The sequence below is a fragment of the Streptomyces sp. NPDC050264 genome (genome assembly GCF_040655895.1).
Lineage (GTDB): Bacteria > Actinomycetota > Actinomycetes > Streptomycetales > Streptomycetaceae > Streptomyces.
In genome coordinates this window covers 40,834-54,861 of the sequence record NZ_JBFAKV010000025.1, presented here as the reverse complement: position 1 = coordinate 54,861, position 14,028 = coordinate 40,834, and the positions used below count along the sequence as shown (strand labels likewise).

Sequence of the window (14,028 nt, the reverse complement as noted above, 5' to 3'; positions counted from 1 at the left end):
CAGATCACCGGTGCCGGGCGCCAACAAACCCAGCCCCTCCAGCGCCTGAGGAGCGGGGTCCGGGGCGGAGCCCCGTGGCCCGGGCCCCGGCGCGGGGTGACTAGACGGCTGCGTCACGATTGGTGCGCAGCGACCAGATCGTGTGCGGCGGGGCCGCCTCATGAACCCGGGTCGCATAGTCCGCATCGGCCCGATCCATGTCGCAGGCGTATTCGACCCGCCCGCCGCACGGCGCGTGCAGGAAGCGGAAGATGTTGGACCCGATGGTGTGCCGGCCCAGTTTGCGGGCCTCGCGCCACCCCTTGTCGATCATGTTGTTGCCGCCCTCGATGACATCGTCGACGCCCGGGACCTCGTACGCGATGTGATTGATCCCGGCCTTGTCGGGGCGGTGGCAGAGCAGGAACGTGTGCTGGTCGTCGTCGCCGGGGGCCTGCATGAAGACGCCCATGGGTTCGACGACGTCGGTCGGGCGGAAGCCGAGCCGGTCGGTGTAGAAGGCGACGGCCCGCTCGCGTCCGGCCTTGGGAATGTTGAGGGCGACGTGACACATGCGCAGCGGGCGCACCTGGCCGACCGGCTCCAACGGCGTGTTCCAACGGGTGACGCTGCCCTGCGTGTTGGCGGGGCGCGGCGTGACGTCCAGGCGGCGGGGCCGGGCGAGGGTGAGCCCGACACCGAATCCTGTCTCGTCGACGGTGTGGTGGACGCCGTCCGCGCTCCGGCGCACCGCGCGGTCCCGGCCGGCCGCCGCGACCAGCCCGTCGAGCGCGTCGGCGGTGTCCACACCCCAGACGATCTCGCGCAGGGTCGGGCCGGGCTCGACGGGCGGCGGAAGCTGTGGCCCCGGCCGGGCGTCCAGGTGGACGGTCTGCGCGGCCAGCGTCTCCAGCACCGCGTGTTCGTCGGTGCGTTCCACCAGAAACAGGCCGAAGTCCTCGAAGAACCGCACAGCCTCTTCGAGACCCCCGGCGCCGGCATCCGTATCCGAGTCCGTACCTGTATCGGCTTCGGCGACGCTGTAGGTGACCGACTCTATGCGCTGAATCCCCATCGATTCCTCACTCCAGATCATTTCCCCCGGCGATCGTAGATTTGCGGTCCGGCCGTCTCAACGGCCTGGCCGCACAGGCTCTGCACGCCTTGCTTGCGTCCCGCGTCACACAGCTGTGCGCGTCAACTCAGGCAGCCGCTCGGACATCCGTTCAGACATGCGCTCAGACCTCCGCGGCGATCCGCGGAATGGGGTTCTTGGCGAACCACCCGGTGAGAAACTCCAGGAACACCGCGATCTTGCGCGGGGTGCTCTGTCCGGGCCCGTAGATCGCGAACAACGGGCGGTCCGGGACGCCGAGTTCGGGCAGCAGCACTTCGAGGGCGCCGGAGAGCAGGTCGTCGTAGGCCGGGCGCTGCGGCAGCAGAGCGATGCCGCGGCCGTGCACGGCGGCCTTCTGCAGGGCGATGTACGAGTTCGAGGAGAACGCCACATTGCGGATCTTGTGCAGGGTCGAGGCGTGTCCGTGCCCCACCCGCCACACCGGGTCATTGACGTGCACGAGGCATTCGTGCGCGGCGATCGCGTTCGGCTCGGCGAGGCGCCCGTGCCGCTCCAGGTATTCCGGCGCGGCGCAGAGCACGAAAGGCAGCGAGGCGATTTTCTTGAGGCGTACTCCGGAATCGCGTAGATCCCGGGTGTGGAACGCCACGTCGAATCCACTGTCCAGAAAGTCGTACGTCCGGTCGGACATGCCGCCGAGTTCGAACCGCACCTGAATTCTCGGATGCTCCGCGGAGAACGCGGCGATCGCGTCGCCCAGATCCAGACTGCCGATCCATTTGGGGCAGATAATGCTCAGAGCCCCTTCGGCACGGTCGTGGAGCTGGGCTATCGACACGTCTTCGGTGGCTATTTCGTCGAGTATCCGGGAGCAGAACTCGGCGTATCTCAGGCCCTGTTCGGTCAGGCTCACCGAGCGGGCCGTGCGATTGACCAGACGTACGCCCACCTGCCGCTCCAGCTCGGCCACATGCCGCGAGACCAGTGAGCCCGAGGAGCCGAGCTTCTTCGCGGCTCCGTTGAAGCTTCCGTTCTGGGCGACGGTGACAAAGCTGTGCATGAGCAGCAGGCGGTCCATGATTCCTCCAAGCGAATCGGCGTATTACTTGGGGCAGTACTGGGGCGCCTGGTCAACGTCGCCTTTGGTGATCAAAGTAAGGGGGACCTTACTGATTTTGTCAACCTTCTTGTCAGCAAGAAGGTCGACCGTTTGCTTCACCGCCGTCTGCCCAATGGTGAGCGCCGAATTGGACACGGTCGCCTGGAGCCGGCCGTCCTTGATGGCGGCGATCCCGTCCTCGGATCCGTTCACCGAAACGATCTTGACCTTCTTGGCGCCGGCCGCGTCGAACGCCTTACGGACGGCGAAGGCCATCTCCTCATTGGCGACGAAGGCGTAGTCGAGATCGGCGTGCGCCTGGATCATGTTCTCCGCGACGTCCTGCGCCTTGGCCGGGTTGAACATGCCGGGCTGGTTGGCCACCACCTTCGCGTTTGCGGGGAGTTGCCTGGTGAAGCCGCCGACCAGCAGATCGGAGGCGGCGCCCGGGGCTCCCGCGACGACACCGACCTTGACGCTCTTGCTGCCGGCGTCCTTCGCGATCCAGTCGGCGTCCATCTGCCCCACCTTGGTGAGGTCGACGACGGCGGCACCCAGGATGTCCGAGGCCTTGTCGCTGGTGACCGAGGTCAGATAGATCGGGACGCCGGCTGCCTTGGCCTTGGCGATGTCCCCGTCGAGGGCGTCGACGTTGACGGTCTGCACGATCAGGGCGTCGACGTTGCGGGAGATCATGTCCTCGATGTTGGCCAGTTCGGTCCCGGCGTCCTGCTTGGAGTTGGCCGTGTAGACCTTCGCGTCCTTCGTCTTCGCGGTCTGCTCGACGGCCTTCTGCAGACAGGTGTGGAAGTGCGTGTTGGCGCCGTTGACGAATCCGAGGGAGACGGATCCGTCACCGGCTCCCCCACTGTCGTTGCCGTCGGCGCAGCCGGAGAGCACCAGCGCGGTGACACCGGCGATCGAGGCCGCGAGGGCTCTGCGGGAGCGGGTGGTGGAGGTCATGAGGGTCTTACCTTTCCTACGGCATTGGAAGAAGGGCGTTGGCGCGCAAGGGAGTTGACGTCAATGACCGGGTTCTCCGCGGCGCTGGAAGCCGTTGATGATCGCGGCGACGAGCAGGACGGCTCCGGTGACGACGAACTGGTAGTTGCTGTTGACCTGGAGCAGGTTGAGGGCGTTGGCGACGACGCCGAGCAGGATCACGCCGAGCGCGGTGCCCACGACCGTGCCGCGGCCGCCGGCCAGCGACGTGCCGCCGATGACCACGGCGGCGACGGCCGTCAACTGGGTCTGCAGACCAGCGGTGTTGGGAGCGCTGGCACCGAGCCGGGAGAGCAGCATCAGCCCGGCGAGTCCCGCGAGCGCGCCGGCCAGGGCGTAGAGGGCGAGCTTGCGGGCGGGCACGTTGATGCCGCTCAGCCGGGCGACGTGTTCGTTGCCGCCCATCGCGAAGGCGTCCCGGCCGAACGTGGTGAACCGCATGACGAGCCCGATGAGGAGCAGCACGAGGACGGCGACGACGAGCAGCCACGGGACGCCGGCGACGGTCGCGTTGCCGAGGGCGTGCATCTTGTCGCCGATGGTGACGCTCATCCCGTCCAGGACGAGCAGCGCGACGCCGTCGAGCAGCATGGCGGTGGCCAGCGTCGCGACGAACGGCGCGACGTTCGTGAACGTCACGACCAGCCCGTTGACCAGGCCGATGACCGCGGCGAGCAGCAGCGCCACGAGCACGGTCACCGCCGTGGACTGCCCGCCGGAGAGCATCTGCGCGGCGACGGCGGTGGTCACGGCGGCGTTGGACCCCATGGAGAAGTCCATGCCGCCCGCCGTCATCAGGAGGGTCAGGCCCCCGGCGATGACGGCGTTGACGCTGATCTGGCGCAGCACGTTGAGCAGGTTCTGCGAGGTGGTGAACGAGTCGGCGCGCAGCGCGGTGAAGACGATCACGATGACGAGGACGGCGACGAGCCCGCCGTGCGGGATGCCGAGCAGCGTCCGGCCGACACCGCGGGAGGCGGCCCGCTCGGGCGGCGGGGCCGCCTGCCCCGGCAGGGCGGAAGGGGTCTTGAGGCTCACTGGGACTGTCCTTTGGGTGCGGCCTTGAGGGGGCTCACTGCGACTGACCTTTCAGGGCTGTGGCGACGAGTTCGTCGTGGGTGATGGCGGCGATGTCGTGCTCGGCGACGGCCCGTCCCGCGCTGACCACGACGACCCGGTCGGCGAGCCGCATGACCTCCTCGGCGGAGGAGGAGGCGAGCAGGACGGCGACGCCCCGCCCGGCGAGGCCGTCGACGAGGGCGTGGATGTCCGCCATCGCGGCGATGTCCACCCCGTTGGTGGGGTCCTCCAGGAAGCACGCGGCGGGCTCGGTCTGCAGCCACTTGGCGAGCAGCACCTTCTGCTGGTTGCCGCCGGACAGCGCGCCGACCGGCGGGTTCCCGGCGAGCGCGACGACTCCGTAGCTCTCGCGCAGGGGCGCGGCCCGCCGGGCGAGATCGCCGCCGTGGTGCCAGCGCCTGCGGGCGAACCGGTCACCGGCGAGCATCAGGTTCTCGTCGACGGAGAGCTCGGGGACGAGCCCGAGGGTGCGCCGGTCGCCGGTGACGCAGCGCAGCCCGCTGGCCAGCGAGGCGGGCACCTTGCCGAACGGCACGGCGACGCCGTCGACCCGGAACTCGCCGGCGTCCGGCCGCACCCGGCCCGACAGCAGGTCGAAGAGGCCGGCCTGGGCGTCCCCGGCGGGCCCGAGCACGGCCACGACCTCACCCTTGCGCACCTGCACGGAGAAGTCGCGGATGGCGCGGCCGTGGCTGAGACCTCGTACGGAGAGCCCCAACTCGTCCTTGGGCAGAGGCCGTTCGGGACGGGTGGAGACGACGTCCCGGCCGACCATGCCGCGTACCAGCGACGCCGCGTCGAACTCGTGCGCCGGGGCGCTCCGTACGACACCGCCGTCGCGCAGCACGGTGACGCGGTCGGCGATGCCCATGACCTCGTCGATGTAGTGCGAGATGTAGACGACGGCGACGCCCTCGTCGCGCAGGGTGCGCACCAACGCCCGTATCTGTGCGGCCGCTTCGGTGCTCAGGCACGCGGTCGGCTCGTCGAGGATGAGGACCCGGCCGCCGCGCCGCACCTCGCGCGCGACCTCGACCATGGTCTGCTCGGCGACGGTGAGTTCACCGGCCGGGCGGCGTACGTCGATGTCGATGCCGAGGCTCGAAAGGGCCTGCCGGGCCTGCGAGTTGATGGCGCCCCACCGGACGATGCCGCGCCTCCTGGGCAGGTCGCCGAGCATGATGTTCTCGGCGACGGTGAGGCCCGCCGCCAGCTCCCGGCGCTGCGGCACGAAGGCGATGCCGAGGCGGCGGGCACGGCGCACGGTCAGGCCGGGCTGTGCGTGACCGTCGACCTCGACCGTGCCACGGTCGGCCTGGTGCACCCCCGAAAGGACCTGCACGAGCGTCGACTTGCCCGCGCCGTTCATGCCCATCAGGGCGTGCACCTCACCGGGGTACAGGTCGAGGGCGACATCCCTGAGGGCCGCGGCACCGCCGAAGCTCTTGGTGAGGCCGCGCACCCGGACGACGGGCCCGCTCACGGCCGGGACGCCTCGTCGGCCAGCCGCGCGTACCCGCGGACGTCGGGGAACGGCGGTTCTTTGTCGGCCTGCAGGTCCACCTGGAAGGTGTTCAGGCACATGCCGAGCATGGTGAAGTTGCCGAGCGCGCCGATGGTGTCGACCAGGCCACGGGGGCCGAAGTGCTCCAGGGCGGCGGCGAACGTGGCGTCGCTGACGAAGTGCTCGTCGAGGACCTCGTGCGCGAACTGGAAGAATGCCTGGTCAGCAGGGTCCTCGAACGTCACGTCGGCGTAGCGCCGCTCGGCGACGGCCCGGACGTTCTCCTCGGAGACACCGGCCTCGACCGCCTGGTGGACATGCGCGTTCCACGAGTACTGGGCGTCCCAGTTGCGGGCCGCCAGCAGCAGTGCCAGCTCCCGCAGACGCTTGGGCAGGGAGCAGTCGAAGCGGGCGAACGCGCCCAGCGAGTCGGCACGTTCGGCCATCTCGGGACTGTGCAGCCAGACCCGGAACGGGCCGCGCACGGCGCCGCGCCGGCCCGCGATCCGAGCGGCCAACTCCTGTTGCCGTTCGGTCATTTCGTCAGCGCTGAGAACGGGGAGCCTCATGGCCGGGATCCGCCTTTGCATCCGGGGCACGGTCCTGGTTCGCCGTGCGACGGTGGCCGACCGTACCTCCGCGGGCGGCCCCCTCCACCCCTCCGGGAATGCAAGGTAAAGCTGCACGCGGGACGGCATCCGCAGAGGTACGAAGGCTCCTAATCTCAGGCCGGCGAACAGGCCCCCGCCTGCGCCACGACCCCGCCCCACGACGAGTTAGGTACCTCCGGATGACCACGATCATCAAGGCCGCGGCCGTTCCCCTCCTGGACCGCGGCGGCGCCGTCGTGACGACGCCGCTGATCACCACCCCGTCCGCCGGCGGCGAGAACCGGATCACCAGCGGCATCAGCGTGTACCCGGTCGGCTCCGGCGCCCCGCTGCACTCGCACAACTGCGACGAGCACGTCACCATCCTCGACGGCGAGGCCGAGGTCGTGGTCGACGGCGAGGTCACGAAGCTGGAACGCCACGACACGACGTACGTGCCCTCCCCCATCCCCCATCTCTTCCGCAACGTGGGCTCCACCCCGCTGCGCATCCTGTGGGTCTACAGCTCCGGTCATGTCACCCGTACGTTCACGGAGACGGGCAGGACCGTGGAGCACCTGTCGGCCGAGGATCAGATGGGCAAGGACTGACAGCCCCTCATCGCCCGGAGGAATGCTCAGAGGAATGCCCGGAGGAATTGCCCGGAGGAGGCCGCCGGGCCTGGTCAGCGCCCGGTCCTACCTGGCAGGATCGCGCGCATGCCCCAGCCGTTCCCGCACATCACCCGTCGCCGCGCGCTCACCGGCGCCGCGGCCGGACTCGTGGTGTTCGGACTGTTGCTGTGGTGGCTGCTGCCGCTGGGCGAGCCGGCCCAGAGCGGCCGGGTCACGATCAGCACGGGCGCCCGCACCGGTGTCTACGAGACGTACGGCAAGCTGCTCAAGAAGGCTCTGGCCCGCGACATCCCCCGGCTCGACGTGACCCTCACCGGCAGCGAGGGCTCATGGGACAACGTCGAGCGGGTGGCCACCGGCAAGGCCGACTTCACCATCGCCGCGGCCGACGCGGTCGCCAAGTACCAGTACGAGGACCGGCCGGGCGCGCTCCGGCTGCGCGGCTGCGCCCGCCTCTACGACGACTACATGCAGCTCGTCGTGCCCCGCTCCTCGTCCGTGAAGTCGGTGGCCGACCTGCGGGGCAAGAGGGTCGCCGTGGGCGGGGGCCGGTCAGGGGTACGGCTGATCGCCGACAAGGTGCTGCGTGCGGCGGGCCTGGACATCAACCGGGACGTCACACCCGTGGGCATCGGCATAGACGCCATGCCCAAGGCCCTCAAGTCCCAGAAGATCGACGCGTTCTTCTGGTCGGGCGGCCTGCCCACCGAGCACGTCCGCGAGCTGTCGGAGGATTTCCCGGTCCGTCTGGTCGAGCTCGGCAGCCTGGTCGACAAACTCCACGCGCAGGGTGAGTCGTCCCGCTACTACCGCGCCGCGGTGCTGCCCGCCGACGCCTATCCGGCCGCCCAGCAGGGCAAGGTCGTCAGCACGCTGGCGGTGGCGAACCTGCTGGTGACCACCGACCGCACGGATCCGGAACTGACCGAGGCCATGACCCGTACGGTCATCGACAGCCGCGACCACATCGGTGCCAAGGTGCACGCGGCGCAGCTCGTCGACCTCAGAACAGCCCTCTACACGGACCCGCTCTCCCTGCACGAGGGCGCGCGCCGCTACTACCGCTCCGTCAAGCCCTGACCCTGACCGTGACCGGCCCCACGGGGCCCTGGCACCGGCGCGGTCCTGGGCACGCGCACCGTCACCTTCAGTCCGTGCGGCTCGTGACGCGCGTACGCGATCGAGCCGCCGCCTGCTGTCAGGAGCGCCCGGGAGATGGACAGGCCGAGGCCCGAGCCCTTGATGTTCTGGTGCTGCCCGCTGCGCCAGAACCGGTCGCCGATCCGGGCGAGCTCCTCCTCGCGCAGGCCGGGGCCGCGGTCGGCGACCTCGATGACGCTGGTCTCCCCGTTCGCCGCCACCGAGACCGTGACCCGCTCGCCCTCGGGCGTGAACTTCAGGGCGTTGTCGACCACCGCGTCCAGGGCGCTGGACAGCGCGATCGGGTCGGCCCAGCCCGTCACCGCGGGGCACTCGGCGACCAGCCGTACGCCCTTCTCGTCGGCGGCCAGACGCCAGGCCTCGACGCGCTCGGCGGCCAGCTCACCGATGTCGGTCAGCTGCAGGTCGGCGGCGGCGTGCTCGGCCAGGGCCAGGTCGAGCAGGTCGTCGAGGACCCGGGCCAGGCGCTTGCCCTCGGCCCGTACGGACGCGATCTCCTCATTGCCCTCCGGTAGCTCGTACGACAGGACCTCGATGCGCAACATCAGGGCGGCGAGCGGATTGCGCAGTTGGTGCGAGGCGTCGGCGACGAAGGCACGCTGCTGCTCCAGCACGTCCTCGACGTTGTCCGCCATCTCGTTGAACGACCGGGCCAGGCGCCGAAGTTCCGGCGGACCACCGGCGGCCGCGACCCGCGACTTCAGGCGTCCGGTGGCGATGTCGTGGGTGGTGGCGTCCAGCACCCGTACCGGGCGCAGCACCCAGCCGGTCAGGCGCAGCGCGGCGCCCACCGCGAGGAGCATCGCGGCGAACTCGCCCGCCGCGATGACCAGCCAGCCGCGCAGCGTCGCGGCCCGCATCGCGTCGGTGGGCGAGTCGGTGACGACGACCGCGACGACGTCACCGTCCCGGATGACCGGCGAGGCGACCACGAGCCGGCCCCGCTGCCACGGCCACACCTGCGGCGGGTCGTGGCTGCCGCGCGAGTACAGCGCCTCGTCGAACGCGGCGCGCACGGCCCCGCCCCGGGGCACCCGGAAGTCGTCGGGCGCCCGCCCCATCGGCTGTCGGCCGCGGTAGAACACGCCGGCCTTGATGCCGTACACGTCGTGGTAGCGGCCGAGTTCCTTCTGCAGCGTCTGCTGCCGCTCGTCCGCGCCGTAGTCCCCGCCCTCGTCCGGACGGGTCGTGACGAACTGCGCGAGCGAGGCGAACCGGGCGGTGTCGTCGATGCGGTCGACGACGACCTGCTGCTGCTGTGCGGAGGCCACACTGACCGCGAGCGGAAAACCGAGCGCGAGCAGCACGCCCGCCAGGAGGACGATGAGCAGCGGAAGCAGACGGGCGCGCACCCGGGGACTCTACGGCTTCCGCTACGCGGCCGGCGCGACGAGCCGGTAGCCGACGCCCCGCACGGTCTCGATGAGGGCGGGCATGCGCAGCTTGGAGCGCAGAGAGGCGACATGCACCTCCAGAGTGCGCCCCGTCCCCTCCCAACTCGTGCGCCAGACCTCGCTGATGATCTGCTCCCGCCGGAAGACGACGCCCGGCCGCTGCGCGAGCAGGGCCAGCAGGTCGAACTCCTTGCGGGTGAGCTGGACGACCGTCCCCTCCACCGTGACCTGCCGGGTGGGAAGTTCGATGTGCACGCCGCCGAGCCGCAGCCCGCTCTCGGCCGCGGGCGCCGCCTCCCCGCCCGTGTTGCGCCGGCTGACAGCATGGATGCGGGCCAGCAGCTCCCCGGTGTCGTACGGCTTCACCACATAGTCGTCCGCGCCGAGGTTGAGCCCATGGATGCGCGACCGCACGTCGGCGCGCGCGGTCACCATGATGACGGGGGTCGACGTCCGCTTGCGGATCTTGCCGCAGACCTCGTAGCCGTCCTGGTCGGGCAGGCCCAGATCGAGCAGGACGACGCCGAACGCGTCGGGCTCGGGAACGAGCGCCTGCAGCGCCTCCTCGCCGTTGCGGGCATGCCGCACCGAGAAGCCGTGCCTGGCCAGTACGGCGGACAGGGCCGCGGCCACATGATCGTCGTCCTCGACGAGCAGCAGTCTCATTCCGGCCCCCTCCTCGCACGCTCCAGCCTCTTCAAGTTCACCAAGGCATCCACGCTGATACATAAGTACGCCGTCAAGAGCCTGCAGGTTACGTCCGTGTTCCGTTATGCAGCCGGTACGCGGGACCCACGCCTCCTCCACGCATGACTGCTGGTTGCGGCCGGATCGTTATGCTCAATTTCCCCTCAGATGTGCTGACGCTGGTCGTATGGCGTTACTACTGTCCTCCCAACCGAGGAGGATGGAGCAAGACCCCGATGACCGAAGTTTCGGTGACCAAGGACGCCACTCCCCCTGCGGGCGACGCGCTGGTCGCGCTGAGTGAAGTGAACAAGCACTTCGGAGCGCTGCACGTACTCCAGGACATCGACCTGACCGTCGCGCGAGGTGAGGTCGTCGTCGTCATCGGCCCGTCTGGCTCCGGCAAGTCGACCCTGTGCCGCACGATCAACCGCCTGGAGACGATCGACTCCGGCAGTATCACGATCGACGGCAAGCCGTTGCCCCAGGAGGGCAAGGAACTGGCCAGACTGCGCGCGGACGTGGGCATGGTGTTCCAGTCCTTCAACCTCTTCGCGCACAAGACAGTGCTCGAAAACGTGACGCTGGGCCAGATCAAGGTCCGCAAGGCGGACAAGAAGAAGGCGGAGGAGAAGGCCCGGACGCTCCTCGACCGGGTCGGCGTCGGCGCGCAGGCGGACAAGTACCCCGCCCAGCTCTCCGGCGGCCAGCAACAACGCGTCGCCATCGCCCGCGCGTTGGCGATGGACCCGAAGGTGATGCTCTTCGACGAGCCGACATCGGCGCTCGACCCGGAGATGATCAACGAGGTCCTCGAGGTGATGCAGCAGCTCGCCCGGGACGGCATGACGATGGTGGTGGTCACGCACGAGATGGGCTTCGCCCGCTCTGCGGCCAACCGCGTCGTCTTCATGGCGGACGGCCGGATCGTCGAGGAGTCCGTCCCCGACCAGTTCTTCAGCAATCCCCGCAGTGATCGGGCCAAGGACTTCCTGTCGAAGATCCTGCACCACTAGACGCGTGCCGCGGGTGCGTCGCCGACAACGGACGTCCCGCGCGTGCGTGTTGAGTTTTTCACTGCTGAATCTGCCGACATGAAGGATGTTCACCATGAAGCTCCGCAAGTCCGCCGCTGCGGCGACCTTGGCCGTGCTCGCACTCACCGCCACCGCCTGCGGCGGCGAGTCCGGCAACGCCGGTGACAAGCCCGCCGGCACCACCGGGGGCAAGAACCAGCCGAAGCTGCCGACATACACGGTCGCCAAGGACGTCAAGGTCGACTCGGCGACGCTGAAGAAGGCCCAGAAGTCCGGCAAGATCGTCTTCGGCGCCAAGAACGACCAGCCCTACCTCGGCTTCGAGGACACGGACGGCACGCGTTCCGGCTTCGACATCGAGATCGCCAAGATGGTCGCCGCCGACCTCGGCTTCAAGCCGTCCCAGATCGAGTTCAAGACGGTCGACTCGAACGTCCGCGAGACCACCATCTCCAAGGGCGAGGTCGACCTCTACGTAGGCACCTACACGATCAACGACGAGCGCAAGAAGCAGGTCGGCTTCGCCGGTCCCTACTTCATGGCCGGCGCCGACCTCCTGGTGCGCAAGGACGAGAAGGGCATCACCGGCCCGGACTCGCTCAAGGGCAAGACGGTCTGTTCCATCAAGGGCTCGACTCCGCTGCAGGAGATCAAGAAGCCCAAGTACGGCGCGAAGACCATCGAGCTGTCCAAGTACTCCGAGTGCGTGCAGCAGCTCCTCAACAACGAGGTCGACGCCGTCACCACCGACGACGCGATCCTCAAGGGCTACGCCGCCCAGCGTCCGACCAAGCTGAAGGTCGTCGGCAAGCCCTTCACCAAGGAGCCGTACGGCGTCGGCATGAACAAGGACGACAAGGCCCTGCGCGACGCGGTCAGCGACGCGATCGAGGCGCACGAGAAGAACGGCGACTACAAGAAGGCGTACGACGCGACGCTCGGCCTGTCCGGCTCCGCGTTCACCGAGGCACCGGCCCTCGAGCGCTACTGACGCCACTGATCAACGTCTGAGGAGCCCGACTCCGCCGCGGGCGCGCCCTGGTGGCGCGCCCGTGGCGCGGGCCCCTGTCGCCCGTCCGCTGCCGCCCACGAGGACTTCCCCGTGAACGTATTGCTCGACTATCTCCCGGAGTTCCGCGAGGGGTTCATAGGCACTGTCCTGCTGACCCTCGCCAGCGGACTTCTGGCGATGGTCCTCGGCGTGATCATCGCCGGTTTCCGTGTCTCCCCCGTCCCTCCCCTCCGACTCTTCGGCACCGCCTGGGTCACGCTCTTCCGCAACACGCCCCTGACGCTGCTCTTCCTTGTCGTCTGGTTCGTCATCCCGGTCCTCTTCCTGCCGGGCATGAACCCGTGGACCAAGGCGCTGCTCGCACTGAGCTGCTACACCTCGGCGTTCGTCTGTGAGGCCGTCCGGTCCGGCATCAGCACGGTGCCGCTGGGCCAGGCCGAGGCCGCCCGGTCGATCGGCATGACCTTCTCCCAGACACTGCGCATGATCATCCTTCCGCAGGCCACGCGGACCGTGCTGCCGCCGCTCAGCTCGATCTTCATCGCACTGACCAAGAACTCGGCCATCGCGGGCGCCTTCAGCGTCGCCGAACTCTTCGGCGTCCAGAAGCTGTTGAGCGACAAGGGTTACGCCATCGGCTGGATCTTCCTGTGGGTGGCCCTCGGCTACCTCATCATCACCTTCACCATCAGCGGTCTCTTCCGGCTGCTCGAGCGGCGCATGGGGGTCGCACGATGAGTTCGAGCGTCCTGTACGACGCACCCGGCCCCAAGGCCCAGGTGCGCAACCGGATCTACACGGTCGTCGGTTCCGTCGCGGTGCTCGGCGTGATCGCGTTCACCCTCTACCGGATGAACGCGACGGGCCAGTTGAAGCCCGAGGTCTGGAACATCTTCAACAACGCGGGAGTGCGCGCCAGCATCCGCGACGGTGTGCTGACCACCCTGAAGGTGTTCGCCTGCGCCGGCGTGCTCTCCCTGGTGCTCGGTCTGCTCCTCGCGGTGGCACGGCTCTCCGACCACAAGGCCATCAGCTGGTTCGCCACAGGCTTCATCGAGCTGTTCCGCGCCATCCCTCTGCTGATCACGATCTACGCCCTGTGGGTGCTTTTCCTCACCTACAAGGACAACCTCGGGACCGTAGGCGAGAACTCCGCCTTCTGGGCGCTGGTCATCGGCCTGTCCGTCTACAACGGCTGTGTCCAGGCCGAGGTCCTGCGGGCCGGCGTCAACGCCGTACCGCGCGGCCAGGTCGAAGCGGCGTACGCACTGGGACTGCGCAAGTCCCAGGTGATGACCATGCTGCTGTTGCCGCAGGCTGTCCGCGCCATGCTGCCGACGATGATCAGCCAGCTCGTGGTGACCCTGAAGGACACCTCGCTCGGGTACATCATCACCTACGGCGAGCTGCTGTTCGCGGCCCGCACGATGGCCGGCAACATCATCGTCAACGGTGACAACCCGATCACCGCCGTGGTCATCGTGGTGGGCGCCATCTACATCGCGATGTGTCTGGCGCTCTCGTCGCTCGCCACGTGGGTCGAACGCCGGGGACGGCGGGCCAAGACCGGCATCACGGTCGCCGCCGCGGCGGAGCCCGCAGAGGCCCCCCAGGTTCTGGACGCGGGTGACGCCGCGCCGCCGTCCAAGGAAGCCTGACCGCAGAGGGCCCGGCTGAAGAAAGCCCGACCGACGGTCGGCCGGCCCCCGGAAACGGGAGGGCCGGCCGACCGTTCGACCGTTGCGGTACGACGGAGGCAGTGGCTTGATC

14 protein-coding genes are annotated in these 14,028 nt (G+C 69.0%); 6 read left to right on the top strand and 8 right to left on the bottom strand.

Annotation, left to right across the window (positions count from 1 at the left end; genetic code table 11):
• Positions 1-100: 100 nt before the first annotated feature.
• The 6 genes from AB0J02_RS34355 to AB0J02_RS34330 all read right to left on the bottom strand — a co-directional run bounded on the left by AB0J02_RS34355 (position 101) and on the right by AB0J02_RS34330 (position 6,281).
• Entirely contained in the window at positions 101-1,054 is a 954-nt protein-coding gene (locus AB0J02_RS34355) for a VOC family protein (protein ID WP_363197756.1), read from the bottom strand.
• A 163-nt stretch (positions 1,055-1,217) separates the two neighbouring features.
• Positions 1,218-2,135 carry a LysR family transcriptional regulator gene (locus AB0J02_RS34350; protein ID WP_363197755.1) on the bottom strand — a complete coding sequence of 306 codons (918 nt, stop codon included), beginning with the start codon at positions 2,133-2,135 and terminating at the stop codon, positions 1,218-1,220.
• Between the two features lie 24 nt (positions 2,136-2,159).
• Entirely contained in the window at positions 2,160-3,119 is a 960-nt protein-coding gene (locus AB0J02_RS34345) for a sugar ABC transporter substrate-binding protein (protein WP_363197754.1), read from the bottom strand.
• A 60-nt stretch (positions 3,120-3,179) separates the two neighbouring features.
• Positions 3,180-4,196 (bottom strand): ABC transporter permease, encoded by a 1,017-nt coding sequence (locus tag AB0J02_RS34340; RefSeq protein ID WP_363197753.1) that lies wholly within the window; start codon positions 4,194-4,196, stop codon positions 3,180-3,182.
• Between the two features lie 34 nt (positions 4,197-4,230).
• Complete coding sequence (locus AB0J02_RS34335; RefSeq protein ID WP_363197752.1) at positions 4,231-5,721, bottom strand: sugar ABC transporter ATP-binding protein; 1,491 nt, start codon at positions 5,719-5,721, stop codon at positions 4,231-4,233.
• Positions 5,718-6,281, bottom strand: a complete 564-nt coding sequence (locus AB0J02_RS34330; RefSeq protein ID WP_363197751.1) for a carboxymuconolactone decarboxylase family protein — start codon at positions 6,279-6,281, stop codon at positions 5,718-5,720. Before AB0J02_RS34330 ends, AB0J02_RS34335 begins: the two co-directional genes overlap by 4 nt.
• Positions 6,282-6,532: 251 nt before the next feature.
• On the opposite strand from AB0J02_RS34330, the gene AB0J02_RS34325 reads away from it, so the two are divergent.
• Positions 6,533-6,943 carry a cupin domain-containing protein gene (locus tag AB0J02_RS34325; protein WP_363197750.1) on the top strand — a complete coding sequence of 137 codons (411 nt, stop codon included), beginning with the start codon at positions 6,533-6,535 and terminating at the stop codon, positions 6,941-6,943.
• Between the two features lie 108 nt (positions 6,944-7,051).
• Entirely contained in the window at positions 7,052-8,047 is a 996-nt protein-coding gene (locus AB0J02_RS34320; RefSeq protein ID WP_363197749.1) for a TAXI family TRAP transporter solute-binding subunit, read from the top strand.
• Here AB0J02_RS34320 and AB0J02_RS34315 read toward each other — a convergent pair.
• Both AB0J02_RS34315 and AB0J02_RS34310 read right to left on the bottom strand, forming a co-directional pair.
• Positions 8,026-9,480 carry a HAMP domain-containing sensor histidine kinase gene (locus tag AB0J02_RS34315; RefSeq protein WP_363197748.1) on the bottom strand — a complete coding sequence of 485 codons (1,455 nt, stop codon included), beginning with the start codon at positions 9,478-9,480 and terminating at the stop codon, positions 8,026-8,028. The genes AB0J02_RS34320 and AB0J02_RS34315 overlap by 22 nt on opposite strands.
• Before the next feature lie 21 nt (positions 9,481-9,501).
• Positions 9,502-10,188 carry a response regulator transcription factor gene (locus tag AB0J02_RS34310; protein WP_363197747.1) on the bottom strand — a complete coding sequence of 229 codons (687 nt, stop codon included), beginning with the start codon at positions 10,186-10,188 and terminating at the stop codon, positions 9,502-9,504.
• A 257-nt stretch (positions 10,189-10,445) separates the two neighbouring features.
• Here AB0J02_RS34310 and AB0J02_RS34305 point away from each other — a divergent pair, with 257 nt between their 5' ends.
• From AB0J02_RS34305 to AB0J02_RS34290, 4 genes are all read left to right on the top strand, one after another.
• Positions 10,446-11,225, top strand: a complete 780-nt coding sequence (locus AB0J02_RS34305) for an amino acid ABC transporter ATP-binding protein (RefSeq protein WP_363197746.1) — start codon at positions 10,446-10,448, stop codon at positions 11,223-11,225.
• Between the two features lie 94 nt (positions 11,226-11,319).
• Positions 11,320-12,237: a glutamate ABC transporter substrate-binding protein gene (locus AB0J02_RS34300; protein WP_363197745.1), complete on the top strand. Its 918-nt coding sequence runs from the start codon at positions 11,320-11,322 to the stop codon at positions 12,235-12,237.
• Between the two features lie 111 nt (positions 12,238-12,348).
• Positions 12,349-12,996: an amino acid ABC transporter permease gene (locus AB0J02_RS34295; protein WP_363197744.1), complete on the top strand. Its 648-nt coding sequence runs from the start codon at positions 12,349-12,351 to the stop codon at positions 12,994-12,996.
• The gene (locus AB0J02_RS34290) at positions 12,993-13,916 is read left to right on the top strand and encodes an amino acid ABC transporter permease (RefSeq protein WP_363197743.1); all 924 of its coding nucleotides are present in this window, start codon (positions 12,993-12,995) and stop codon (positions 13,914-13,916) included. Before AB0J02_RS34295 ends, AB0J02_RS34290 begins: the two co-directional genes overlap by 4 nt.
• The last annotated feature ends 112 nt before the right edge of the window (positions 13,917-14,028 follow it).

What these genes read in the sequence shown, in the direction of transcription:
- AB0J02_RS34355 (WP_363197756.1), bottom strand. Translation starts at nt 1,054, where the DNA reads ATGGGGATTCAGCGCATAGAGTCGGTCACCTACAGCGTCGCCGAAGCC.
- AB0J02_RS34350 (WP_363197755.1), bottom strand. Translation starts at nt 2,135, where the DNA reads ATGGACCGCCTGCTGCTCATGCACAGCTTTGTCACCGTCGCCCAGAAC.
- AB0J02_RS34345 (WP_363197754.1), bottom strand. Translation starts at nt 3,119, where the DNA reads ATGACCTCCACCACCCGCTCCCGCAGAGCCCTCGCGGCCTCGATCGCC.
- AB0J02_RS34330 (WP_363197751.1), bottom strand. Translation starts at nt 6,281, where the DNA reads ATGACCGAACGGCAACAGGAGTTGGCCGCTCGGATCGCGGGCCGGCGC.
- AB0J02_RS34325 (WP_363197750.1), top strand. Translation starts at nt 6,533, where the DNA reads ATGACCACGATCATCAAGGCCGCGGCCGTTCCCCTCCTGGACCGCGGC.
- AB0J02_RS34320 (WP_363197749.1), top strand. Translation starts at nt 7,052, where the DNA reads ATGCCCCAGCCGTTCCCGCACATCACCCGTCGCCGCGCGCTCACCGGC.
- AB0J02_RS34310 (WP_363197747.1), bottom strand. Translation starts at nt 10,188, where the DNA reads ATGAGACTGCTGCTCGTCGAGGACGACGATCATGTGGCCGCGGCCCTG.
- AB0J02_RS34305 (WP_363197746.1), top strand. Translation starts at nt 10,446, where the DNA reads ATGACCGAAGTTTCGGTGACCAAGGACGCCACTCCCCCTGCGGGCGAC.
- AB0J02_RS34300 (WP_363197745.1), top strand. Translation starts at nt 11,320, where the DNA reads ATGAAGCTCCGCAAGTCCGCCGCTGCGGCGACCTTGGCCGTGCTCGCA.
- AB0J02_RS34290 (WP_363197743.1), top strand. Translation starts at nt 12,993, where the DNA reads ATGAGTTCGAGCGTCCTGTACGACGCACCCGGCCCCAAGGCCCAGGTG.